The sequence below is a fragment of the Paenibacillus sp. Marseille-Q7038 genome (assembly GCF_965111595.1).
Genome location: NZ_CBCOOM010000001.1, coordinates 275,742 through 300,110 on the forward strand (window position 1 = coordinate 275,742; position 24,369 = coordinate 300,110).

Sequence of the window (24,369 nt, forward strand, 5' to 3'; positions counted from 1 at the left end):
ATTAATGATGATCGAGAAGTTAGTTTGATTCCGGAGCCCGTTGATATACAAAATCTTCTTCCGCATCTTCGTCAATCGATCCTGCATCCATATTCATTCCGTAATAGATCTCATCCATCTCAAGTTTGAGCTGCTCCGAGATGTCCTTCTGTTCTTCTTCGCTGAGTGTATCCTTTGTATATCCAAACAGATAGTTATTCAGGTCAAATTCTTTCAATTTGCATTTGGTATGGAAAATATGATGCTGATATACATTGATATCAATCATATCAAATTGTTGCTGCACACTCTCAGGAATATAGTTCTGAATGGAACTAATATCATGGTCAATAAATAATTTCTTGCCGTTAATATCCCGCGTAAAGCCGCGGACCCGGTAATCGATCGTCATAATATCCGTATCAAAAGAATGGATTAAATAGTTCAGTGCCTTCAGCGGTGAAATCTCCCCGCAAGTAGATACATCGATATCGGCCCGGAACGTACTGATCCCCTCATGAGGATGGAATTCCGGATACGTATGCACGGTGATATGGCTTTTATCCAAATGCATGACCACATGATCAGGCAGCGGCCCCGGTGACTCCTCAAAAGATTCCTCTCCTGCACCATCCACAGGTCCTTCTGATACAAGCAGTGTTACGCTAGCTCCTTGGGGAATATAATCCTGCTTGGCCACATTCAGCACATGGGCTCCAATAATATGAGCTACATTTGTTAAGATTTGAGTTAATCGATCCGCGTTATACTGTTCATCAATATATTCAATATAGGCTTCGCGTTCTTCTTTGGTCCGGGTATAACACACATCATACATATTAAAGCTGAGCGATTTCGTCAAGTTGTTGAAACCGTGCAGTTCGATTCTTTGTTCTGGAGTGAGTGTCATAATGATGCCTCCTGTCCCTAGGGTGACTTGGTATCTGTATGTACCTTTATGTACTTTAACCATATCGTGGGTAGCTTAAAGCGTTTTTTGACGATTTATATTGAAGTTATCTGAATTGGGTTTATATGGTAAAGTGTATTGGAAGTAAAGTCTATTGAAAGTAAAGTGAATTGAAAGAAGTCCGGTGGAGAATAAGAACACCCTGAGAGAGGCGGAAATATCGATGGAATATCGTGGTTCGCAGTTTTATGACCGTAAGGAACAGTTTGCAAATTATACAGCCCGGAGAGGCATGCCGGAGAATGCGAACGATACGCTGGAGGAACCAATCATTTGGGAGATGGCGGGCGAAGTGAAAGGCTTCTCGGTACTGGATATTGGATGCGGTGATGCCCAGTTTGGACGGAAGCTGCTAGATGCAGGAGCTGGGAAGTATACCGGAATGGAAGGATCGCAGAATATGTATGGTCTTGCTGTTCAATCATTACAAGAGGTAGCGGATCGGGGGAATGCGATATTCACCACGATTGAGGACTGGGTTGCAGCAGAAAACAGGGCAGAAGCGGACGCAGCTATAGCCGAAAAAGATGCAGGTTCCTATGATCTGGTTATATCCCGTCTAGTTCTTCATTATCTTGAGGATCTAGCCCCTCTGTTCACCAAGATCTATGAGATTCTTAAGCCGGGAGGAAGATTTATTTTCTCCATCGAGCATCCGGTTATCACCTCTACCCTTCAACCCTCAGGCATTCGCACAAACTGGGTCGTGGATCAATATTTTGTGCCTGGTTATCGTAAGCAGGAATGGATGGGCGGACCCGTAATGAAATATCATCGTACGGTAGAAGATTATTTTCAGACAGCTTGCAGGGCAGGATTTAAGGTATCTAATCTTCGAGAGTCTAAGCCGGTACGGGAACGATTTATCCATGAAGAAACCTATGAACGCAGGCTTCGGATTCCTTTATTTTTATTTATGGAGCTTACGAAAAATTCATCTGAATCGAGGTAAGGCATGCGATATACGAAGACGATGGTAAAAAGGCGGCCTAGCCATCATTGGATGTTCTTGCTTCTGTTGTCTATGAGTTTGCTTCTAAGTGGTTGTGAGGAACCAATTCCTGGGCTAACGAAGTCGAAAATACATAGGGACACCATCAATCACAGTACTAGGTTCCACCACTATGAGCTAGGTGATACAGAACATGCGATATTCTATAAACCTGTCAGCCCAGATCTCCTGCTGGAGAAGTATGCTATACTGCGCCCAGGGCGCCAAATTCAGTTCAGCAGCAAGGACATGCCTTTTGAGGTGGAGAAAGAAGAAGCATTTCTTGTGCAGTATGGCAGTAAAGAATCCCCTAGTTATCAGGTTCAACTGAACTATTATGGACAAGCAGATGACTATGGCCATTACGGAGATTTGTTTTATAAGATTAACATGATGGAAGTAAAGGAAGATCCTTTTCAATCATATATTCCACACCATGACGGAGATCAGGATGATTTGCTGAACCGGGTGGATGTGAGTACAGACGAAGCAGGAACAACGTTTTACCACTTCATTCAGACGACAGACAGCTCGTATGCGTACAGTTCTTATGTAGAGAATGAGATGGGTGACGTCATTGTATTGACAACGGCGGCGGATGAAATTATGTTTTACAAAAATGGGTTTATGGTCGAGATTGGCTATCTCACTCCTTCAAGATATAACGATCCAGAAAGGGTCCCAAACGAAACGGTAATTGCCGAGATGCTTGCAACCGCTCAGAAGCTTGCGAAGCAGCTTTGATTAGAAAAGAAAGATCCCAAATCAGAAATAAGAATAGGATACCAAGAATTTTGATAGGCCTCATATTTAGATGAAGTTTCTTAGAAAAAATAAAAACTCGGGATTTCGCATGAAGCGAAGCCCGAGTTTTTAACGTTTATTTTGGCTGATTCTTCTGGAAAGGTCTAAGGAATCCTTTTGGTACAGGACTCTCAAAACGCATCAGTTCGCCTGTTCCCGGATGAGTGAAAGCGAGCACTTTCGCATGTAGCCCAAGTCTGCCGATGCCGCGGCTGCGCGCACCATATTTCTTATCTCCGGCCACCGGATGTCCCAATTCCTCCATATGAACACGAATCTGATTCTTGCGTCCGGTTTCGAGCTGAACTTCCAGTAAGGAGTACTCACTTTCCGCTTCCAGCGTTTTGAAATGAGTGATGGCTTTTTGGCCGTTATTAGGGTAAGGCGAAGAGTACATTTTGAGCGTTTTACTCTCTTTTAAGTAGGATGTGATAGTACCTTGGCTTTGCTTTACTTTTCCTTCAACAAGGGCAATGTAAGTACGTTCTTCTACAGTATCACGCCAAGTATCTTGGAGTGCTTTTTGAATCTCTTCACGCTTCGCAAACAGCATCACGCCTGATGTATCCCGGTCGAGACGGTGAACGATGAAAATACGATTGCTTGGATGTTCTACGCGTACATGCGTCATTAACTGACGATAAGCCGTTACTTCTTGCTCCTTATCGGAGGCAACGGACAATAGTCCGGAATCTTTATGAACGACAATAATGTCGTTATCTTCGTACAGAATAGCAAGTCCCAGAAGGGGAGGAGCTTCTTCTTTTTTCTCGCTGATAATGGAAATCCTCATTCCAGGTTTAAGCGCGTAATTGTATGCTGTTACCACTTTGCCATTTACGAGAATTTGTCCTCTCGCCAGCATGGATTTGATCGCATTACGACTCTTAGAGAGATGAGTAAGCAAGTAAGCAAGTAGCTCACTGCTTTCTTCTACAACATAAGCTTTAGGTGAATCTACGGAAGATCCTGTTTTTTTGCTATTTGGGCGAGGAGCAGAGAAGGTGCTCCCTTTCGATTTTTTATGTGATTTCGCATGACTTTGCGCCTGGGGACGAGTACTGTAACCATCCTCTGTGCTAAGATGCGGTGCTTGTTTTTTTCGCATGCCTTATGGCCTCCTGATTGGGTAAAAAGATTGTCCGGTTTAATTCCGATTGTCTTGGTTAATATACCACGTAGAGGGTGGAAATGCACGAACACAGCCCGTTAGCAATTCGCATTCGTTAGATCTTCCATGGTAAGCTACTTGTATATAGAATAGAAAAACATCTATAGAGGGAGAATACACAACATGAAGACGAAAAAAATGTGGTTTAAATGGATGGCAGGAATGACTTTAGTCAGCGTATTACTCGCAGGATGCAGTACAACAACGGTAGACAATAATGGAGAAGGTTTGAAAGACCAAGATGAACCTCAAGTAATAAAAGTCGGGGTACCTGCCGGTTCCAGTAAGGAAATGGTAGAAAAGACGATGAAAGATCTCGTTGAAAAACAAGGTTCCAAATTGGAAGTAGTAGAGATCAGTGACCCGGATGAATCCTTAACGGAACTGACGAATGGTTCGATTGATGCTTTTCTAAATACATTTACCAATAACAGTGATAATGCTGTAACGTCCATTATTGCCGTGCCGACAGAGCCGCTTGCGCTTTATTCCAAATCGGTTACTGACGAAGATGCTATTGCGAAGAACAGTACAATCTTCCTTCCAGAAGAGCCGATTTTGCTGACTCGCGCATTATTAATGCTGGAAGATGAAGGTGTGATTGGGATTCGTACCGGCGCTTCTTACACGGACATGTCAATCGATACGGCGGTAGAGGAGAATCCAAAGAACATTACACTAAAAACCATGCCAGTAAGCGAATTGGGACAAGCAGTAACAGATGAGAGTACAGAACTCGTGTTGATGCCTGTTATGATGGCAGCAGAAGCTGGATTTACGGATAAAGATGAGCTCGATACGGAGGATATTCCTGAGAATCTAAGCAATCGACTCGTTGTACGTGCAGCAGATCAGAATGCTACCTTTGCCCGTACGCTTAAAGAAGTCGTTCAATCTGCAGAATACAAGAAGCTGCTTGATCAGAACTTCCCAGAATACGAAGAGCCAGAGTGGATGGATTAAACAACAGTTCGAATGAACCCATAATCAACTAGATCAATCTCTTATTACAATTAAAATAAAAAGGTACTCCCTTATCGTTCGTACGTGAACGCAAAAAAGAAGTACCCAGACTGCAGGAAAACTAGCTTACACTAGTCTATCTGCAGTCTTTTTTTAATTTTATTACATTTCATTTCTTCCTATTACTTATGCTTACTTAAGATATCGAAAATAATGCGGGCGTTGTCTGTGTTATCGATCAGTCCTGCAAACCGATCTTTGCCTGGTCCATATGCGTACACAGGAACATCATCTCCTGTATGACCGCCCGTTGTCCAGCCGGTAAAAGAACGGTTATCAAAGATTGCTTCAATGGCATTATCAATATCGGTTACCTTTTTCTCTGTCGCTGCGTCTTGTACAGACTTGATCTCTTCTGCAGTCAGTTCAAGATCAATATATATCTTAAGCGTATCTTCCACAGAACTTCCTGCTGCGATCTCTGCTGCCATAAAGTCAGGCGTGCGTTTGGCTGCTTTGATCGGGGCTGCGAGAAAATTGTATTCGCCGTCTTTTCCAAGCGTAAGTCCACCAGTAGAGTGATCTGCTGTAGCTACGACAAGCGTTTCACCATCTTCTTTTGCAAAATCAATCGCCGCCTTAAAAGCCTTCGCGAAGTCTTCCATCTCACTCATGGAACCTACGATATCATTATCATGACCTGCCCAGTCAATCTGGCTGCCCTCGATCATGAGGAAAAATCCGTTCTCGTTCGTGCTCAGGCGATCAATCGCTGTATCTGTCATCTCTGCCAGAGAAGGAGTCGCACTGGTACGGTCGATCGTTTTATCGAGGCCACCATCTGCGAACAAACCTAGGATTTGGTTGTTGTTATCTTTCAGTAAGGCACTGCGATCCGTAACATAGCTGAATCCCGCACTTTGAAATTCTTTAGTCAAATCACGATCTTCTCTCACGAAATTTGATTTCCCGCCGCCAAGCAAGACATCCACTTTATGTTTTCCATTCACAAGCTGATCGAAGTAGTCATCTGCGATGGCATCCATGTTTTTACGGCTAATATCATGCGCACCGAAGGCAGCAGGGGTCGCATGTGTAATCTCGGAAGTAGCGACAAGACCTGTTGCTTTTCCGTTTTCTTTGGCCTGTTCGAGCACGGTTTTTACTTCGGTATGATCGTTATCTACCGCAATGGCTGCGTTATACGTTTTGACTCCAGCTGACATCGCCGTTGCCGCGGATGCAGAGTCCGTTACATTCTGGTGCTCATCTTCAGGATACGTCATTTGTGCGCCAATGAGGTATGGATCGAACTCGGTTTTCTCCATGAGGGGAGTAGAAGGGTTATCTTTCATATAGCGGTAAGCTGTTGTGTAAGGAGTCCCCATCCCGTCACCAATCAGAAAAATAATGTTCTTAATTTTCTTCGTCTCTACACTGACCGCATTCACCGTGTCTACAGCATGTGCTTGGCCTGCAGAAAGAATCGTCGAGGCCGCAAGCGTGATCCCGAGAATGGCGGGCACCATTTTTTTCGTTTTCTTATGTAGCATGTTTATATTTCCTCCTCTTCATCAGTTAGGAAAAGATTGTAATTATGTATTGATTAATTGAAGAATAACACTGGAATGTAAAAACAAAACTTCATCTTGATCAGCGGAATATTAATATTTGTAATTTTGTAAAACCGCGATGAAATCTGAGAAACTTCCAGGATCTGTGCTTTTGCAGTGCATTATCTTGTGAAATCCATTGTTTATTCTCTATACAATCCCTTGATGTTAGTATGTATTATTCGGTACACTTAATAGAATGAACGGAAAAAGTACGAATGGATAAGATGAAGTTTTCTTTTCCTGAAAATACAGGAGAAGGTGAGGAGTTTTTGAAAGATGAGTATTCAGACAAAAACAATGACAGAAGCGCAGGAAATGCTGCAAACTTATTTTGGATATCCTGATTTTCGGGAGGGTCAGAAAAAGATTGTAGAAAGCCTGCTTCAACATAATGACACGCTTGGCATTATGCCGACGGGCGGCGGGAAGTCGATCTGTTACCAGATCCCGGCCTTGCTGTATTCGGGTCTGACTTTGGTCGTGTCACCGCTGATCTCGCTAATGAAGGATCAGGTCGATGCACTGCTCGCCATGGGCATTCCTGCTGCTTATATCAATAGTACGCTGAGCGGACGTGAAGTGAATGACCGAATCAGAGCTGCCCGCAGCGGGGAACTGAAAATGCTCTACGTTGCACCGGAGCGGCTTGAGCTGGACTGGTTCCGTGATGAGATGGCAGAGCTTGAGATTTCTTGTGTAGCAGTGGATGAGGCTCACTGTGTATCGCAGTGGGGTCATGATTTTCGGACGAGTTATCTATCAGTAGCTCCTTTTGTAGAATACTTGCCAGAGCGCCCAATTGTAGCCGCTTTTACCGCAACAGCAACTCCGGCAGTAATGGAAGATATTCTAAGACTGCTGCGTTTACGTAATCCGGAGACGTTTGTCACAGGACTTGGACGAGATAATCTCGCCATGCAGGTACTGCGCGGGGAGAACAAAAAAGAATATGTAATGGACTATGCCCGTGAACATGCGGACGAAGCGGGGATTATCTATGCTGCGACCCGTAAGGATGTAGATGATCTGTACAGTCGTTTGCAAGAGGCCGGAGTGGCTGCCGGACGTTATCATGCTGGAATGACAGATGAAGAGCGCGCAGCAAGTCAGGAAGCTTTCTTGTTCGATGATCTTAGAGTGATTGTGGCAACGAATGCATTTGGGATGGGTATCGATAAAAGTAACGTGAGATATGTGATCCATTATAATATGCCGAAAAATATGGAAGCCTACGTTCAGGAGGCAGGACGTGCAGGTCGGGACGGCGAACCGAGTCAGTGTATCCTGCTGTTCAGCGCGCAAGATATCATGACTCAGAAGTTCCTGCTGGAGCAGGGGGATGCAGATCCTGAGCGCAAGCGTAACGATTATCGTAAGCTTCAGCAGATGATTGACTATTGTTATACGACGAAGTGTCTGCGCAGTGCGCAGCTGGACTATTTTGGAGAGGAACATGACGATACGGGCTGCGGGATTTGCAGTTCTTGTACGGATGACCGGGAACTCATTGATATGACCGTTGATGCCCAGAAAATCTTCTCCTGTATTCACCGGATGAGAGAGCGTTTTGGCGTGTCGCTTGTGTCGATGGTACTCAAAGGTTCGAGAAACAAAAAAGTGCTGGAATATGGTTTTGACAGTCTGCCTACGTATGGAGTGATGTCGAATCGCTCGGAAAAAGAAATCTCCGAAATTATTAACGTTCTCGCCTCCGAAGGATATCTTGCTTTGTCGGAAGGACAGTACCCCGTGCTGAGACTTCAGCCGCTTGCGGTCGAAGTACTGAAAGGACAGCGCGAAGTGATGCAGCGAGTGGCGAGAGTAAGTGCGGCTTCTTCAAGAAGCAGCAGATCTTCTAGAACAAGTAAACGGGATATGTCTCCATCTGCGGTGAATGAGACGATATTCGAACAGCTGAGACTGATTCGACGTGAAATGGCAGAACGCGAGCATGTACCGTCCTATATTATTTTTAATGATGCAACGCTTCGAGAGATGAGTGTGGTATGTCCGCAGAGCGAACGTGACATGCTGAAGATTAAAGGGGTCGGAGAAGTGAAGTACCGGAAATACGGACAACCTTTTCTCGATTTCTTCTTGAACCAAGGAAGTAGTGAAGTAGAAGCACCAGCTTATGATCCTTTTGAATTCTAAAGCAGCAGATTAGTTGTTAATAAATACAGAATTAAATACAGGGCACTGCAATGAGCAGTTCCACTACGGTAAAGGTTGTGCGCATATGAAAGTGATTTTGTCGACGCTGAATGCGAAGTATATTCATACTTCTCTTGCGATTCGCTGCCTGAAGGCTTATAGCGAAAAAGATTTTGATATTGAGCTTGCGGAATATATGATCAAAGACCCGGTGATGAACATTGTGTCAGATCTGTATCAGCGCGGAGCCGATGTGATTGGATTCTCTTGTTATATCTGGAACATTGAAGAGACGATCAAAGTGATTAATATTCTAAAAAGGGTCATGCCTGAGGTGAAAATCATCCTTGGTGGACCTGAGGTATCTTATGATGTAGAGCACTGGATGAATCGTCTTCCAAACGTTGATTTCATCGTGGTCGGTGAAGGAGAAGAGACATTCCATCAGCTTTTGCAGGAGATCGAAGGGAAGCAGAAATACCACTTTGTATATGGGATCGCTTACCGTAAAGGGGAAGAGGTGATCGTGATGCCAGGCCGGCCGAAAGCCGACCTGAACGAACTGCCTTCTCCGTATCGTTTCCCAGAGGATATTCCGGATCTTGGGAAACGAGTGGTTTATTTTGAGACAAGCCGCGGTTGTCCGTTTAACTGTCAGTTCTGTCTATCGAGTATTGAAGTTGGAGTAAGGTACTTCGATATTGAACGAACAAAAGCAGATATTCTGTATCTGATCGAAAATGGTGCGAAACTCATCAAATTCGTGGATCGGACGTTTAATATTAAGCGGGATTATGCACTAGAGATGTTCGAGTTCCTAATTCAAAATCACGGGGGCTGCGTGTTCCAGTTCGAAATTACAGCAGATATCATGCGTCCAGAAGTGCTCGACTATCTGGCGGAGAATGCACCTCCTGGGGTGTTTCGTTTTGAGATCGGGGTTCAGTCCACGAATGACCCAACGAATGAACTTGTAAAACGCCGTCAGAACTTTACGAAGCTTAGCCGGACGGTAAGCAAGATTAAAGCCAGCGGAAAAATTGATCAGCATTTGGACCTCATTGCCGGTCTGCCGCTCGAAGATTACGATACATTCCGTAAAACGTTTAACGATGTATTTGCACTCGGACCAGAAGAGCTTCAGCTTGGTTTCCTTAAAATGCTGCGCGGAACGGGTCTTCGTCTTGACGCAGACAAATACAACTACACGTACATGGATCAAGCACCGTATGAAATTTTGGGCAGCGATGTGCTTCCTTTTAGCGATATTGTAAGGCTTAAACGTCTTGAGGATGTGCTTGAGAAGTACTGGAATGCACACCGCATGGACCATACGCTGAAATACCTAATGGAGCAGGAATTCCCGTCTCCGTTTGACTTCTTCCAAGCCTTCGGCGACTACTGGGAAGGGCAAGGATGGCAGAAGATCGGTCATCAGCTAGAGGATCTATTTACTCGTCTTCGTTCGTTCCTGGAGCAGCGGGGGACGAAACAAATGGATCTCATCCTGGGTCTGATGAAGCTTGATTATTTCCTTGGTCACAAGTATAAGCCGCGTAAAATCTGGTGGGATTTCACGATGGAGAAAAGCGACTGGGCGTCGTATATTAAACATCTCGCGGAGCATCCGGAAGACGTATCACCTGAATTCGCCAGTCTTTCACTGAGTGAACGAGATCTTCAGAAACATGCGGTTCTGGAAGTGCTGCCGTTCCATTTGGAACGTGTACTCGCTGGTGTAACACCAGACGATGCAAAAGGACAGACGCTTCTCGTGACAATCTATCAGCAGAATGAAGATCAAAAGCCGATGTATTTCACCTTGCCGCTGGGAGCGAAAGCGAAGTTGATCTAATGATGGAATGATGTAGGAAATAGATATGAATATTAATATCGATATTGATATCAATATTGAATTTTGATATCCATTAAGGATAAATCGATTAAATGCGAAAATTCCCTAACCATAGAATGAATGTTGGTGTCGTATGTATGGTTAGGGGATTTTTAGTAGTGACCTGCCTTAGATAATAAAAAGATATGAAGCGTTTAAATGAATAATACATTTAAATGAATAAAACATTTAAGTGTTTATTTTGCTGCCAATTCAGTCAGAGAGGTGTATTTTTGAAAGGGTTTCTAGTTTTTATTGGACTTATAATTATTAATGGTGTTTTATTTCTGTTTGTAAATTTTGATGGTTTGCTACTGATAGACATAGCTTTCATCATGACCCTTCTTGTTCTTATGTACGATAATCAAAAGGTAATCCTGCGGAAGTTAATTCGTAAGAAAGATACCCGAGAACAAAAGAACTTGCTCGCACAAAGGGAAGCAGCTGAGCAGAATTTTGACCAAAATGATCTTCCTAGCATCGATGAAGTAAAAGAATTGAATGAGCGGTAATATCCCCTATTTTGATTTGCAGACTTGGGACCACTTCCTTTTTTATTGGGATAGTGGTTTTTTGTTGTTACGCACGTGTTAATGTCCTTGTTTTCTTGTTTGAAGCCGGTGCCGTATTACCTCTTATTGAGCTGGATCTAACCACCTAAGGAGGTACAGTTTGTCCGTTCTCCAAGAATAACGTTAAAAAGAAAAGCAAACAAAAAAGAGCAATAAAGAAGAGCAAACAAAGAAGAGGCCGCCTGTCTTCTAAACAGGGACCTCTTCTTTGATGTTCAATGCGTGATGGATAACTCTAATAGATGCGGTTGTACTTGGATAATACAAATACAATGAAAGCTACTTGAAGCTGCTTTATAAGGATTAAATAAGGGCTGAAGTTAACCGGTGATATCACGCCGTAACGTGAACAGATCTTTAAGCGCCTCGGTTGACAGTTCGGTAATCCAGTTCTCCGTACTGGATATGATATTGTCGCTGAGTTGCTGTTTGCTCTCAAGCATTTCATCAATGTGCTCCTCAAGCGTACCCAGCGCGATGAACTTGTGTACCTGTACGTCCTTGGTCTGACCCATACGGTAAGCACGATCGGTTGCTTGATTCTCTACGGCTGGATTCCACCAGCGGTCAAAGTGGAACACATGATTGGCTGCTGTCAGGTTAAGCCCTACGCCTCCCGCTTTAATGGAAAGAATAAATACGTTTGGTTGTTCAGCAGGCGGCAGGGACTGGGATTGAAACTGTTCAATCATCCGGTCGCGAGCCATTTTGGAAGTACTCCCATTTAGATAAAGTACAGGCTCCTGCAGTTCCTGCTGAAGCGTCTGCTTCAGAATCTCTCCCATACCGATATACTGTGTGAAAATAAGGCAACGTTCGCCTTCTTCACGAAGCTCTTTGACCATCTCAAGCAAGCGTTCAAGTTTGGACGAACGGCTGATTAACATGTCCGTGTTAAACGGACTGTCCGGATCGTCCTGAATACCAGGGATAGACTCTTTTGTTAACAATACTGGATGATCGCAGAGCCGCTTCAAATGGGTAAGGGTTGAAAGTATGGCCCCTTTTCTTTCGATCCCCTCCAGCTCTTTCATTTTGTTCATTAAGTCGTTAACAGCTTGGTCATAGAGAGCGCTCTGCTCGGCAGTCAGTTTAATATAGGTTTTCATCTCATTCTTATCCGGTAGATCAAGCTGAATCGCAGGATCCTTCTTCTTCCGGCGGAGCATAAACGGCTTGACGAGCTTTTGTAGTTGGATTGTCTTTTGTTCATCTTGGTCTTTCTCAATCGGCTGAATGAACCGAGCACTAAATGCTCGCGCTGTTCCCAGATAACCTGGGTTTATAAAATCATAGAGAGACCATAGCTCTGAGAGCCGATTTTCTATAGGCGTTCCCGTAAGCGCGATCCGATGTTTCGCTTGGAAGCTGCGGACAGCCGTGGATTGTTTCGTTTGTGCGTTTTTGATATTTTGAGCTTCGTCCAAACAGAGCGATTCCCACGTAACTGTACTCAGTAATTCTTGATCAAGCGTTGCTGTGGCAAAGGAGGTGATAATGACGTCCGCTTGCCTGAGAAGTGCTTGAAAATCATCCCCGCTCGCTCGATTACTTCCATAATGAAGCTTAACCCGAAGGGACGGGGCGAACCGACTTATTTCCTTCTGCCAGTTGCCGAGTACCGAAGTAGGACATATCAAAAGGGAAGGATTTACCGGATCTGCAGCTGCGTTTGTCTCTTTTAGATGCAATAAATAGGTGATAAACTGCAGCGTTTTACCCAGACCCATGTCATCTGCCAGACAAGCCCCTAGACCATAATTACGCAAGAAGACAAGCCACGAAAAACCATCATATTGATACGTTCGCAGTTCCGCCTGAAGATTATTTGGAACGCTGAGCTTCGGCCACTCGGATTGTCGCCCTAATTGGTTGATAAGCCTTGTCAGATGTTCATTGAGCTCGACACCAATCTGAATGCGCTCATTGTCCTCATCATCCTCTTGATCTGCTTTTTTCGGGGCACGTCCGCTATAGGAAACTTGACTATTCTCGAGTAGATGCAGATGTAATATATCTTGAAAAGATAACCCCTGGGAGCTGTCTACCCCTGCCATCGCTTGGGAAATCTGTGCTAAGAGAGCCGGGTCAAGTGGAATCCATTGTCCTCGAAACTGCACTAATCGCTCATTGCGAGCCACAAGTTCAGCAAACTCCGCTTCGGTGAACTGAGCATCCCCAATGGCAATACGCCAATCAAATTGAATGATGGAATTTAGCCCGAAAAATGACTTCCCTTTGCCTGCTTGTCCTTCGCTATCCCCTTCCTCTGCTCGAACCTTGGCCCGAAGTTTAGGACGTCTGCGACTAGCCGCTTCCCACCAAGCGGGAAGGAGTACCTGCCAGCCTGCTTCTAATAAACGACGGCTGTCTACCGTTAGGAATTTCCAAGCGGCCTCATCAGACAGCGGTTTACTAAGGACATCTCCGCTATGTTCGGCCCATTGCTCCTTAGGCAGACTTGCACGTAAATGTTCCAGCCATCCAGATGAGCGTTCGGTAATGTGACTTGACCAAGAATCCGGCCACCCGCCAGATACATGTCCATCTTCAGCAAGGCGCACAGGAATAAGAATCACGGGATCGATTTTATCTTGTAATACAAGCTTAAGTCGCCATGTAGGTTCATCATCGTCTGGTTCGAGTAACTGTAATAAGAGACGGAAGGGAGCAGCATCTGCTCTCCAGCCAATCGAAACGAGCCAGGCTTGTTCATTTATACCAGCTACCGCACGATCTTTGGTGAAGAGTAATGGATACTCCGTGCGTAGATCGGAAGCAGTAACTTCGGTTCCATAATAGCGATAAAACACGGCAGACGAGAAAGCGGCGTTTAATCCGGCATAATCGCTTGGATGATTGTCTTTTAATTGCTTTAATGCAGCGGTTGCTGCTGTAGTTAATGTTTTTGTGTCCCAGGTCCAGGCGAGTTTACCTTGCCGGAAGGCAGTAAAGCTAGGAATATATTGTCTTTCTTCAATACATACATTCAAAATGGAGGCAAACTCAATCCACTGGGAAGCTTCTTCATCCCACTGCCATTCGATATGCTGCAGCAGCTTGCGCTCGGCCAAGAAGGGGAGAACATACTCTGCGGGGAGAATAATAAGTTCTACCTCTTCAATCTGTTTGATTTCGAGCTCCGTACCATACATCGATGGCTCGTGCCAGGCAAATAGGCGATGCTTCAATTCCATTCCGGATACGTATCTGTTTGCTGCGGTCAAACCGTAAATCAGAGCATCTCCATAGGTGCTGAGACTGATATAGACGGTGATCGTTTCTGTGTATTGACTCATGGTATCAGTTTCCCCTTTCGAAGCTCCTCTTGCAGTGCACGCAGACGACTATGTCGGTTAGCAAAAGTAGTAATAAACTCTTCCCAGCGCGTTTCTTGTTTCATTTTTAGATACAGCTTGGATAATCGTTTTAATAGTTTCACGGCTGCTTTATAGCCATCTCTATTTTTAAGCAGAATATATCTTTCAACGGCCTGATGATAGAAGGGCAATAGCAGTTCGGGTGCATTTTTTTCTATCGGTTTTAAGACGGTAACACGGAAATCCAGAGGCTCTGTACCACTGCTTAGCTGAAAATCCATCCACTGCTGCCATTTGCTATGAGTGAGCAGGGTTTCTTCATATATCTTCCTTGAAAAAGGAAGCATGCGGACAAGGCTGTCCCACAAATGCTGTTCAGAATCGGAACTTGAGGAATGCTGAATAACCTGTTCCCACAGGTTCACATACGCCTCAATATGCTGCTCCCTAGGTCTGCTAAGCATCATCGGACCGATGGCGAGGAGCCAGTCTTGCAGCCGTGACCACTGCTCTTTTTCAGATAGAATCTGCAGAAAGAGAAAGAAGCGCTCAGGAGGAATAACTCCTTTGTCATTAGCTTGCCGAAGCAGGTCCAAAGCAGGTTCATCCTGATCTAAAAAGAAGTAGATTTGGCTTTGAGCTAACAACCAGGGCAGCTTGGCAAGCGAGGTTTTAAGCACATTTTCCGCCGATCTTAACTGATCTAGTTCCTCTTCGTACATTGACTTGTCCTTAAGGTTAGGATGAATCCAGTGCAACCAGAGCAGATCATAAGCTGCGGAAAAATAACGGAGATTGTTTGATTCCACCAGCATACGGCTCCGTAAGTAGTCAGAAGTTTCTGACACACGAGACCAAAGCTCCAGTTCATCCCCGATCATAAGCGGCTCAGTCAATATTCGTGATATTTCTTTCTGTACATCATCCGCAGCAACCTGTGTGTGAAAGCCGATGAACACATTTCGGTGCATTTTTGAGTTTTGCAGGGGCCTTACCAGTTTATCAAGCACAAACACTTGCGCATGAAGCTTATACAGCTGGTCCAAGACAGGTGAAAGCTCAGGTTGCTGTTTATGGATGGAAGCTAGAGCTTCCTGTGCATATTGAACGTTCGGGCTGTCAGTTCCTACGGAGGAGGTGCACAGCTTGAAAAAAGCATGCCAATCTTGGATGGGCATGGAAGGTAACTTATTTGCTAGCTCCTGCAATTGTAACTGTGCAGCGGTGTTTCTTTTGCGAAGACTATTCTTTGGTTCTACATCTAGTGCTACATTTAGTTCTGCATTTTGTTCTGTAGTTGGTCCTGCACCTGAAGGTTGTTGGTTAGTTGTTTTAGCAGGACTCGTAAGATGAGTAGATCTATCTTGCTGCGTAAGCGTCGCTGCTGAATGGCTATTTACAATCGCATGAACAGATCGTCCATATTGATTCACGTAAGCAAGAAGTACGGCAACCATATGTTTACAATAGGATGGAACGGAACAGGTACAATGACTCTCGGATAAAGTATCTAGATTGAGTGTAACTTGGTAGCGCTCCTCGTCCTTGCCTTCAACAAAGCCTTCTATATGTTCGGGATTGGATATTTTCATAAGATGGGCAAGCCCTTGTTTATACTGTTCAAATCCACGTTTTATCGTAATATCATTGAAGCTTTCCCGAATCCTTTGAACGAGCGTTTGCCACTCTGTTTCATCAAGCATATATTTTAAGTTCATTATTCTTCTCCTATGGGAGTGTAGTGTTTATCTATTATAATCAAATTCGTATATTTGAGAAATTTCCTCTAATGAAAAATGGGGCTGATATTTAGGATAACGGTATGTGTTCGTAAGGGCAACTTTGATAGAGGTCTGGAAGAACAACTCATGAGAGTGAATGAGCGCATCGTCTAGAATAATAGTCTTGGGATGAAATAGATAAATGAAGTTAGCGAGGTTAATGCCAAAGCCCATGCTAAAGCCTAAGTGAGCAGCGAGTGAGCAGCGGACTCAGTAAACAATTCCCTATGAGTGCGGATCACCATCTCTAAACCGTATAGAGCTAGATAATGACATATAATAGGGAAGAGATCATAGGAATTAGGGGGGGCATAAAGGATGCACACACATAACCATTTACAGTACCAAGATGAGTTACAGCAGCTTGCCACACTATCAGACGTAATATGTTGGGGAACGGTTACGGCGAGATTTTGCCTAGATGGAGTTCCGAATGAAGAGCTAATCAGTAACATTAGCATAATTCCTGTTGTGGGAGATCAGTATGTAGTCATGCAGCTGGAAGATGGCAGGTGGGAACTGATTGGCGGAACACTCGAGCCGAAAGAGGCGTACATGGATGGACTACGAAGAGAATTAATGGAGGAGATCGGCGCAGAACTCATCAGCTACCATCCATTTGGTCATTTTCAGTGTACATCAACGTTGGAGGCTCCTTATCGCGCACATATTCCGCACCCGCATTTTGTAAGACTGCTCGGATATGGAGAGGTGAAGTTAGTAAGCAAACCGCTCAATCCAGCGGATGGGGAACAAGTATCCTTGGTAGAACTTGTTGATATTGAAGAGGCCGTACGCAGGTTTGAGGAGATAGGGAGATATGATATTGCAGAGATGTACCAGCTGGCACATCGGGTTAGAATGAGCTATGAGAGTATGGGAGAATAAGAGAATAGAACAGATGCATAGAGATACATAGAGAGAGAGTAAGTCATCTGCCTGGCTTTTTAGAGGGAACGTGGGAGTTCACTGATTAGGCAGGGAGAGATTCGATCACCGATTAGAAGGAATCAATTTGAAAGCGACCAAAAGCAGGTAGCTGTCGTTAATGCATACGCCAGTAGTAGATCCCCACGATCACGGCGAGAACAATGGCAGCAACCATGAATGACATTAGCAGATTGCTTCCTACCGAGTAATGCTTGGAAATTTCTTGTTCTTTTTCTTCCCCTTTTCTCTTGGCAACCTCTTCGTCATTTGGAGTCAAATGGTGATTAGGAAAAGGCATAAGACTCACTCCTTATTTCGAATATATAGTATCGTCTCATCAAACTTCTTATCCTTGTAATGAACCAATGGTATCATACATCAGATGGATTATTAACCAATTACTCTCATTTATAAACAGGGGGAATTGTCGCTGATTCTAGTATGTAATATGAAAGGTAGCTGCTCCAAGTAAATCCCCAAATGCTGGTTGCAAGCCAGCCGGGTACCATTTCATATTTATTCGGGTGTGAGGATATATCTTACAAGATGGGAAAGCATCCATAATAGAGAGAATGTACTCACAACAAAAGAGAAAGTACTCATAACAAGAGAGCCTTATTTCTCGGGCTGCTCTCTGTCTCAAAAACAGGAAGCAGTCCCCTCCGAATGGAGTGTGAAAAAGGCTCTTTTCATTATATATTACAAGTGTATTAAAACATTTCTTTAATTGAGGATTTTACTATGAATATTAATTCTCCCAATGTTCTGAGATATATTCATCCCGACCTGATTTCTCGCGATCTTCTTTATAGTGCTTCTGATTCTTCTTATGATAGTCTTGATGATAATCCTCAGCAGGATAGAACGTTTCGGCAGGTAAAATCTCCGTTACAATCGGCTTATCAAATCGTCCGCTGTCTGCTACTTCCTTTTTCGATTGAAGGGCAAGTTCCTGCTGCCGCTCGTTATGATAAAAAATGGCGGTTCTGTACTGACTGCCCCGGTCGTGAAATTGACCGTCTGGATCGGTTGGATCGATCTGCGGCCAGTAGAGTTCGAGTAGTTTTTCATAAGGAAAAAGTTCTGGATCAAACGTGATTTGTACAACCTCGTAGTGTCCGGTGGTTCCTTTTTTCACTTCTTCATAGGTCGGATTCGTTACCGATCCTCCCATGTATCCTGATACAATGCCATGAATGCCCGGCAGCTCCTCAAAGGGAGTGACCATACACCAGAAGCATCCTCCTGCAAAAGTAGCTTTTTCCATAGGTTCTACCTCTTTCGATATGTCGTAGTTGGTTTAGCTTAAAGATGATAGAGTTCAGTATACCAAAAACGTGAGTTGGTACAAAGTGTAATGAATTATAGAGATTCAAATCTCCTATTTTGCATTATAAGTAATTTATTGACTTTAAAATGAGTATGAATAAGTTTCCTTGGAAAGTTAATTGAGGATTAATATACCTGTAGAACAGTAGTTGACCATTGTAATTTACCTGACTCTTGTATTTTCATAGGGAGTGATCAAATTGTATTCCAATAAACATAAAGTATTTTATGGCGTCTCTATAGGTGTGGGGGTCTTATTAGTTTTGATAGGGTTACTGTTATGGATTCCTCGATCAACAAGATCTGACACCCCAGATGCTTACTATTATAATATCTATTGTTTGCGTATCCTTTTACCTATGGTTGGTGTTCTCCTAATGTTTATTGGTTCATCGGTAAATGCTTCGTATAACACGCTTAAAAAGGAAATAGATATTCTTCAAGAAAAATATAGAGCATTGGAAAGAAAGTTATAAAATTAGCACTCATTCGATATATCTTACACTTTGTGATTGAGTACAGTTTCTGGCTTAGGACATTTGTAAACACCATTAAGAAGTCGCTATTTAGCGGCTTTTTTGTTTTGAATTTTTAAGCTAACTTGGAGGTTCTCATGATGTTTATCTGGTTTACGCTTCAGGACTTTTGGTTAGCGAGGTGGTGAGGTTAAGACTGACTGATATTGGTATAGACGGAGGAACGATCTTGATTAGGCAAGGCAAAGGACAGACAGATTTACACTTCTCTAATTTGCTGCATGTGAGCTTGTACAAAATTATGTAAAGAATGAGAGTCCAGGGAACTGGTTGTTTCCCGGACAGATCACAGGGAAGCACCTTACAGAAAGATCCCTACAGAAAGTGTTTGCACAGAATTTATTAGAATCTGGGATACGAAAGGAAGTTGGCATTCATGTACTGAGGCACTCCTTCGCTACACACTTACTAGAGGGAGGGACGGATCTCAGGTACATTCAAGAATTGCTTGGGCATACTCATTCCTCTACGACAGAAAGATATAAGCATGTAAGCAGGAAGAATCTAAAGAAGATTCAAAGTCCGCTTGATCGAATGAAGGAGAATTGTGGAGAATAATCAATTACAATATATTGAATATTAGTTATAATTTAATAGATATTGAGGTTCGTGAATACATGATGAATTTGATGATATACGTAGTACAGAAATATAGGTTAGAGGAAGATATTTACGACGTCAGAGATAAAGAAGTTAGCTGAAATATCTGAATTTATTAGTTGACATATATCTATGTTGCACTACAATTTACACATATACTGAATTTACTAGACAAAATACCTCAGCCGATGAGTTAATAGGAGATTAATCATGCTTTCTCAAGATGAGATTGATTATCTTTTAGGATTAATTAAAATTTTAACAGATTCTAAAGGAATAAAAATACCTAGCCCTGGGGAAAGTTTAGAACTTCAATTACAAGGAAAAGATGATAAAGAAAAGTTTATTATTGATGTGAATCGTAAGGGAACGATTAATGTCAAGAAGTGTACTTTTCAAACAAGACATCAAAAATCTATTGTATTGTTAGTTAGATATATCAGGAAGTCCACATAGAAACCCAAATGGTGAAGTGATCCATTGTCCACACTTACATATTTTTAAAGAAGGTTACGGTACAAGTTGGGCATATCCACTCGATGATAAGATTTTTTCCAACGTAGATAACTTAGCACAGGCATTAAAGGACTTTCTTTTGTATAATCATGTAGAAGAGCCACACCCTGCCATAATGCAAATACAAACACTTATTTAATAGAAAGGAGGGGACTTGTATGCAACTTAAGGATCAATTAAAGGATTCTTATCTTGGTTGGCTTAAGGAGAATATCTCTTTCAAGGATATTGACAATGCAATTGAAATTACAACCCCTCTTATGGATAGGCATAATGATTACCTTCAACTATATGTAGTACCTAATGGAGATAAATTATGTATAACTGATGATGGATACATTATTAATGATTTATTATTATCAGGTTGTGATCTCCACACATCAAAAAAGAGAAAAGAAATGTTACAACCATTTTAAATAGCTACGGAGTAAAGCGATCAGATAAAGACGAGTTATATGTTGAAACAACAATTGATACATTCCCACAAAGAAAGCATATGCTTGTTCAAGCGATGTTAACCGTAAACGATATGTTTATGACAACAAGAATGAATGTACAGAGTATATTTTTAGAAGATGTCGAGGATTTCTTTATTAAACATGATATTAGATATACAGATAATGTGATTTTTACAGGTAAGAGTGGATTTACTCAGAAGTTCGATTTTGTTATTCCAAGATCAAGAAGTAAAGGCGAAAGACTGATTCAAACAATCAACAGCCCAATAAAATCGAAAGCAGAGAGTGTCCTTTTTTCTTGGGAAGACATTAAGAACAATAGAAAAGCAGATTCACAGTTGTTAACATTTATAAATGATACTGAGAAGAAAATCCCTGCTGAAGTTCTTGGTGCTTTTAATCAATATGAAATTAAGGTCATTTTATGGTCTAAGAAAGAACAATATCTTGATGAATTGATTGCGTAAGAGCCCTTTAGAGGGCTTATTTTTTTGATTAATCAGGATGTCAGATACATCAGCTAACACTATATATCTACGCGCGGGCTTCACCCTTGGTTCACAAGAAATAATAAGCAAAGAAGCGAATTCAGTTCACAACCCTGCGAGGCTAAGTCCGTCGGACCCGGCGATTTCGCACCTTAAGCCTCTCGGGTTCGTAGATACAAAAACGTTAGGTGGAATTAAGGAAAATAGTGAAGGAAATTCAATAAATATGTAGAATTATTTTAGTGATGAGTTTTGAGAGGAGAATAATTATGTTAACACGCATTAAGATAGTCAACTTATTTGGCTTTCATAATCACGATTTCGATGTAACTAACAATATGGAACGGAATGTAGTTATTTTACACGGACCTAATGGTTCAGGTAAAACAACCATTTTTAAAATGTTGCAATCTTTAAGCAAACAGCAATTTGAGATTTTTTTTAATACCCATTTGATAAGTTTTATGTTTATTTTGATGAATTTAGTTACCTTTGCGTTAATAAAGAAACTGAAAAAGTCATTATTTTCTCTAACGAGAATGGTGATAATTTTGAATATAAGAAGAAACCAGTCAGAATTGAAAGAGAACTTAATATTGAGAATAGACGGGAATATATTAATAGAATACTGCACAGTTATGGAGCTATACGGACTGGAGCAAGTAGATATGAGTATGAGGGTGAAACTTATCACTACTCAGAATTATGTAGTATATTGGGCGTTGATACTAAAAATATAAATGGTGTAAACTTAGAAAAGTTCCCAAAATGGCTAAGTAATATAATTAAGAAAATAGATGTTTTTTACATAGATGCCGAGAGGTTAATTAATAATAACAATATAAGAAAAGTTAGTGAATATAAAGAAAGACTTCAAAAAATAATCACTGAGTATGAATCTCAATATGCCGTTAGATCGAAGGAATTGGATGCTACCTTTCCTAGAAGAATTATTAATATTGGAAAAAACCCACATAATACCGCTAAAGTTGAAAAATCCGATATTGTACAAAGCTTGTTTGATTTATCAATAAAAAGGAATAGCATTTCTAAAAGAGGAGTATTGACTGAAAAATCAGCTGAACAAATACTAGGTGTCGATGAATTTAAAGTGGACGACATTATGGATAGCGAAATATTAAAACAATTCCTTTCTGTCTATATCGAAGATAACTTTAATAAATTTAAAGTTCTAGATGAACTTTTGCATAAAATAAATGTATTTGAAACAGTAATTAATGATTTTTTTGCAGATAAGCGATTAGAAATTCATAGAAGTACAGGTTATACTATTGTTTCGGAAGTTGGAAAGTTAAGGGGAGAAGAAGTTCCTCCATCAACTCTTTCTTCTCGAGAACAACATTTCTTAGTTTTATTTTTTGAATTAATCTTTAACTCAAATAGTAAGCAATTAGTACTAATTGATGAACCGGAAATATCCTTGCATATCTCATGGCAAATAAGTATGGTTGATAAATTGATTGAAATATCGAAACTAAATGACATTAGATTTATCTTAGCCACACATTCACCGTCGATAATTAGAAATCACCGTGATTGTGTAATTCCAATGGGTTACGAGGAAGATTAAACATGAATTCAAAGATAAAATCAATTAGAACTGATATAAATGACAATCTACTTAATGAAACTGAATTTGAGATACATTTAAAGACAAAGAGGAAAATACTGATACTTGAAGGATCTTCGGATTTGAACTTTTTTAAAATTCTCTTGGATAAGGCTAAAACTAATATAACACCATTTTGTATTAATGGTAACGATTCAAAGAGACAATTAATCGCTTTATTTACAAATTATCCAGAAATTCAAAATAACCCTCTTTTTTTAGGCGTTATAGATAAAGATCAGAAGACACTACTCTTACAATTTGGAGTAACCTTGTAGTTACTGATTTTGCTGATTTAGACTGTTATTATATTTATTTTAGCGGATTTGAGAATTTTGTCAGGGAATATCTAAACGTAAGTGAAGTAGGAAATTTAATTGACAATAAAATTCCCTCTAGACATTTAACTGAGTTTATTAATCAACTACACGAATCATTAAAGTTACTTACGGCAATTAGACATATAAATGCTGACTTTAGAGTACCGCTTGGTAAAATATTTAAAAAATCTCCTGTTAATGAGAGGAAGGAGCGTTATAAAAAATTCAAGAAGATTATTGGTGACAACCACAGAATAAATTTAGAGAAGTTAATAAGTTATTTGCGATCGTGTGGTTATTGTGAAGGGATTAATTTCGATGAATTAATTAAGAAAATTACTCAACTTAATTTAAACCCACGACTTCATTTTTTATACTAATGGTCATGATTTAATATCGTATATTACATATTTACATAATTTAAAGAATGGAACAAAGAATGATGTAGAAGTAGAAGAAGCACTACGGTTAACAATTCATACGAATATGTTTCTTGAATTCTCAAGCACAAAACTAATTGCAGAATGGGCTTTCTCCTCAGAAAGTGAAGTTAACGAACTAGTTGTTGCTGGAAATGAATAATAAATATACTGGGGAATTTCCCCCCCGGTATATTTATTATTTTTTTTACCTCAAAGGTGTCATCAACTCCGCCTAACACTGTATTCACGCATCGAGCCATCCGGATTTCGGTTCGGGCTGAAGGGATGTTGAGGAAGTGATGGCGGCCCAGACAACTCTGCACTGGCTAAGTCCGTCGGACCCGCGCTTGCGCGCTTAAGCCAGTGAGGGTTCGTGAATACAAAGATGTTACACGAAAGACCGAGAATAATTTTGTAGTAATCCATGGCAGTTAAGATCGAAGATAATCATAGTTTTAGGAGGTGTTATTTAATGTTAAGTGATATTTTTTTGAGATTGTAGAAGCGAGTGATGAGAGGTACAAATGCTACGCTTTGAAAAATACCATACAAATATTTAAGCAACTAATAAAGGATGAAGATTTAAAAGATGTTCGAGAAAATATATCCACTAATACTCAGCTAGATTCGATTGCTAGTAAGGTAGAGTCATATATAAAATGGTTTACTGAGTGTGAAACTGTTCTTCGGAACTATTATGAAAACGAACTTCGTGAACAGATACATAATTATTGGTTTGATGAAATTGAAGTATATAGCGTAGATATAACATTTAATAGTAAAGAAGATTACGGAGCAACAATAGCTTGCGGAGACAATGTGTTACAAGATCATATATTGATTATTGATTTTGATAGAGAAAAAATCGAAGCGATCAACTTAAAATGGATAAGATATTGATTTTACTGGTGTTGCTCTGAAGCTC

The 24,369-nt window shown here is 41.4% G+C and carries 20 protein-coding genes and 2 pseudogenes; 15 read left to right on the forward strand and 7 right to left on the reverse strand.

All coding sequences use genetic code 11. The features are described 5' to 3' along the window. Window positions 1–19 precede the first annotated feature (19 nt). The gene (gene speD / locus ACWPWY_RS01360; protein ID WP_213533397.1) at window positions 20–889 is read right to left on the reverse strand and encodes an adenosylmethionine decarboxylase; all 870 of its coding nucleotides are present in this window, start codon (window positions 887–889) and stop codon (window positions 20–22) included. Between the two features lie 223 nt (window positions 890–1,112). On the opposite strand from speD, the gene ACWPWY_RS01365 reads away from it, so the two are divergent. Together ACWPWY_RS01365 and ACWPWY_RS01370 are read left to right on the forward strand one after the other, a co-directional pair. After that, window positions 1,113–1,901: a class I SAM-dependent DNA methyltransferase gene (locus ACWPWY_RS01365; RefSeq protein ID WP_454190050.1), complete on the forward strand. Its 789-nt coding sequence runs from the start codon at window positions 1,113–1,115 to the stop codon at window positions 1,899–1,901. 3 nt (window positions 1,902–1,904) lie between these two features. After that, window positions 1,905–2,684 carry a hypothetical protein gene (locus ACWPWY_RS01370; protein ID WP_454190051.1) on the forward strand — a complete coding sequence of 260 codons (780 nt, stop codon included), beginning with the start codon at window positions 1,905–1,907 and terminating at the stop codon, window positions 2,682–2,684. 136 nt (window positions 2,685–2,820) lie between these two features. Here ACWPWY_RS01370 and ACWPWY_RS01375 read toward each other — a convergent pair whose 3' ends face one another. Continuing rightward, entirely contained in the window at window positions 2,821–3,852 is a 1,032-nt protein-coding gene (locus ACWPWY_RS01375; protein ID WP_213533392.1) for an RluA family pseudouridine synthase, read from the reverse strand. A gap of 186 nt (window positions 3,853–4,038) precedes the next feature. Between ACWPWY_RS01375 and ACWPWY_RS01380 the strand changes: the two genes are divergently transcribed. Continuing rightward, window positions 4,039–4,878 carry a MetQ/NlpA family ABC transporter substrate-binding protein gene (locus ACWPWY_RS01380; RefSeq protein ID WP_213533390.1) on the forward strand — a complete coding sequence of 280 codons (840 nt, stop codon included), beginning with the start codon at window positions 4,039–4,041 and terminating at the stop codon, window positions 4,876–4,878. Window positions 4,879–5,060: 182 nt separating this feature from the next. On the opposite strand, the gene ACWPWY_RS01385 is transcribed toward ACWPWY_RS01380, so the two are convergent. Beyond that, the gene (locus tag ACWPWY_RS01385) at window positions 5,061–6,431 is read right to left on the reverse strand and encodes an alkaline phosphatase (RefSeq protein ID WP_213533388.1); all 1,371 of its coding nucleotides are present in this window, start codon (window positions 6,429–6,431) and stop codon (window positions 5,061–5,063) included. A gap of 339 nt (window positions 6,432–6,770) precedes the next feature. Between ACWPWY_RS01385 and recQ the strand changes: the two genes are divergently transcribed. The 3 genes from recQ (at window position 6,771) to ACWPWY_RS01400 (ending at window position 11,054) form a co-directional block, all read left to right on the forward strand. Next, on the forward strand, window positions 6,771–8,648 hold the full coding sequence (gene recQ / locus ACWPWY_RS01390; protein WP_213533386.1) for a DNA helicase RecQ: 1,878 nt from the start codon (window positions 6,771–6,773) through the stop codon (window positions 8,646–8,648). Window positions 8,649–8,733: 85 nt separating this feature from the next. Next, the gene (locus ACWPWY_RS01395) at window positions 8,734–10,503 is read left to right on the forward strand and encodes a B12-binding domain-containing radical SAM protein (RefSeq protein ID WP_454192762.1); all 1,770 of its coding nucleotides are present in this window, start codon (window positions 8,734–8,736) and stop codon (window positions 10,501–10,503) included. 272 nt (window positions 10,504–10,775) lie between these two features. Then, window positions 10,776–11,054 (forward strand): hypothetical protein, encoded by a 279-nt coding sequence (locus ACWPWY_RS01400; protein ID WP_454190052.1) that lies wholly within the window; start codon window positions 10,776–10,778, stop codon window positions 11,052–11,054. A gap of 380 nt (window positions 11,055–11,434) precedes the next feature. Here the strand turns inward: ACWPWY_RS01400 and ACWPWY_RS01405 are convergent, their stop codons facing one another. Together ACWPWY_RS01405 and ACWPWY_RS01410 are read right to left on the reverse strand one after the other, a co-directional pair. Next, entirely contained in the window at window positions 11,435–14,413 is a 2,979-nt protein-coding gene (locus ACWPWY_RS01405; RefSeq protein ID WP_454190053.1) for a DEAD/DEAH box helicase, read from the reverse strand. Further along, window positions 14,410–16,152, reverse strand: coding sequence for an SWIM zinc finger family protein (locus tag ACWPWY_RS01410; RefSeq protein ID WP_454190054.1), 1,743 nt, complete (start codon window positions 16,150–16,152; stop codon window positions 14,410–14,412). Before ACWPWY_RS01410 ends, ACWPWY_RS01405 begins: the two co-directional genes overlap by 4 nt. A 381-nt stretch (window positions 16,153–16,533) precedes the next feature. Between ACWPWY_RS01410 and ACWPWY_RS01415 the strand changes: the two genes are divergently transcribed. After that, entirely contained in the window at window positions 16,534–17,103 is a 570-nt protein-coding gene (locus ACWPWY_RS01415; protein WP_454190055.1) for an NUDIX domain-containing protein, read from the forward strand. 157 nt (window positions 17,104–17,260) lie between these two features. Here ACWPWY_RS01415 and ACWPWY_RS01420 read toward each other — a convergent pair whose 3' ends face one another. After that, window positions 17,261–17,443, reverse strand: a complete 183-nt coding sequence (locus ACWPWY_RS01420; RefSeq protein ID WP_454190056.1) for a hypothetical protein — start codon at window positions 17,441–17,443, stop codon at window positions 17,261–17,263. A gap of 450 nt (window positions 17,444–17,893) precedes the next feature. Continuing rightward, window positions 17,894–18,412: a peptide-methionine (S)-S-oxide reductase MsrA gene (gene msrA, locus ACWPWY_RS01425; protein WP_454190057.1), complete on the reverse strand. Its 519-nt coding sequence runs from the start codon at window positions 18,410–18,412 to the stop codon at window positions 17,894–17,896. Window positions 18,413–19,280: 868 nt separating this feature from the next. Here msrA and ACWPWY_RS01430 point away from each other — a divergent pair. From ACWPWY_RS01430 to ACWPWY_RS01465, 8 genes and pseudogenes are all read left to right on the forward strand, one after another. Next, entirely contained in the window at window positions 19,281–19,568 is a 288-nt protein-coding gene (locus ACWPWY_RS01430) for a tyrosine-type recombinase/integrase (RefSeq protein ID WP_454190058.1), read from the forward strand. A 252-nt stretch (window positions 19,569–19,820) separates the two neighbouring features. Then, window positions 19,821–20,265: pseudogene (locus ACWPWY_RS01435) on the forward strand (DUF6978 family protein). A 121-nt stretch (window positions 20,266–20,386) separates the two neighbouring features. Then, window positions 20,387–20,589, forward strand: a pseudogene (locus ACWPWY_RS01440) (DUF1828 domain-containing protein); the annotation flags it as partial. A 33-nt stretch (window positions 20,590–20,622) separates the two neighbouring features. Further along, window positions 20,623–21,051, forward strand: a complete 429-nt coding sequence (locus ACWPWY_RS01445) for a DUF1829 domain-containing protein (protein ID WP_454192763.1) — start codon at window positions 20,623–20,625, stop codon at window positions 21,049–21,051. A gap of 290 nt (window positions 21,052–21,341) precedes the next feature. Then, window positions 21,342–21,812, forward strand: a complete 471-nt coding sequence (locus tag ACWPWY_RS01450) for an AAA family ATPase (protein WP_454190059.1) — start codon at window positions 21,342–21,344, stop codon at window positions 21,810–21,812. Next, window positions 21,788–22,663 (forward strand): AAA family ATPase, encoded by an 876-nt coding sequence (locus ACWPWY_RS01455; RefSeq protein ID WP_454190060.1) that lies wholly within the window; start codon window positions 21,788–21,790, stop codon window positions 22,661–22,663. The genes ACWPWY_RS01450 and ACWPWY_RS01455 overlap by 25 nt, the downstream gene beginning before the upstream one ends. Window positions 22,664–22,665: 2 nt before the next feature. Further along, window positions 22,666–22,980, forward strand: a complete 315-nt coding sequence (locus tag ACWPWY_RS01460) for a hypothetical protein (RefSeq protein ID WP_454190061.1) — start codon at window positions 22,666–22,668, stop codon at window positions 22,978–22,980. A 998-nt stretch (window positions 22,981–23,978) separates the two neighbouring features. Then, a complete protein-coding gene (locus tag ACWPWY_RS01465; RefSeq protein ID WP_454190062.1) occupies window positions 23,979–24,344 on the forward strand; it encodes a hypothetical protein in 366 nt (121 codons plus the stop codon). Window positions 24,345–24,369: the final 25 nt, after the last annotated feature.

Coding starts and splice junctions, on each gene's coding strand:
- ACWPWY_RS01405 (WP_454190053.1), bottom strand. CDS start 14,413: ATGAGTCAATACACAGAAACGATCACCGTCTATATCAGTCTCAGCACC.
- speD (WP_213533397.1), bottom strand. CDS start 889: ATGACACTCACTCCAGAACAAAGAATCGAACTGCACGGTTTCAACAAC.
- ACWPWY_RS01385 (WP_213533388.1), bottom strand. CDS start 6,431: ATGCTACATAAGAAAACGAAAAAAATGGTGCCCGCCATTCTCGGGATC.
- recQ (WP_213533386.1), top strand. CDS start 6,771: ATGAGTATTCAGACAAAAACAATGACAGAAGCGCAGGAAATGCTGCAA.
- msrA (WP_454190057.1), bottom strand. CDS start 18,412: ATGGAAAAAGCTACTTTTGCAGGAGGATGCTTCTGGTGTATGGTCACT.
- ACWPWY_RS01380 (WP_213533390.1), top strand. CDS start 4,039: ATGAAGACGAAAAAAATGTGGTTTAAATGGATGGCAGGAATGACTTTA.
- ACWPWY_RS01410 (WP_454190054.1), bottom strand. CDS start 16,152: ATGAACTTAAAATATATGCTTGATGAAACAGAGTGGCAAACGCTCGTT.
- ACWPWY_RS01460 (WP_454190061.1), top strand. CDS start 22,666: ATGAATTCAAAGATAAAATCAATTAGAACTGATATAAATGACAATCTA.
- ACWPWY_RS01420 (WP_454190056.1), bottom strand. CDS start 17,443: ATGCCTTTTCCTAATCACCATTTGACTCCAAATGACGAAGAGGTTGCC.
- ACWPWY_RS01445 (WP_454192763.1), top strand. CDS start 20,623: ATGCTTGTTCAAGCGATGTTAACCGTAAACGATATGTTTATGACAACA.
- ACWPWY_RS01375 (WP_213533392.1), bottom strand. CDS start 3,852: ATGCGAAAAAAACAAGCACCGCATCTTAGCACAGAGGATGGTTACAGT.
- ACWPWY_RS01370 (WP_454190051.1), top strand. CDS start 1,905: ATGCGATATACGAAGACGATGGTAAAAAGGCGGCCTAGCCATCATTGG.
- ACWPWY_RS01365 (WP_454190050.1), top strand. CDS start 1,113: ATGGAATATCGTGGTTCGCAGTTTTATGACCGTAAGGAACAGTTTGCA.
- ACWPWY_RS01395 (WP_454192762.1), top strand. CDS start 8,734: ATGAAAGTGATTTTGTCGACGCTGAATGCGAAGTATATTCATACTTCT.
- ACWPWY_RS01415 (WP_454190055.1), top strand. CDS start 16,534: ATGCACACACATAACCATTTACAGTACCAAGATGAGTTACAGCAGCTT.
- ACWPWY_RS01450 (WP_454190059.1), top strand. CDS start 21,342: ATGTTAACACGCATTAAGATAGTCAACTTATTTGGCTTTCATAATCAC.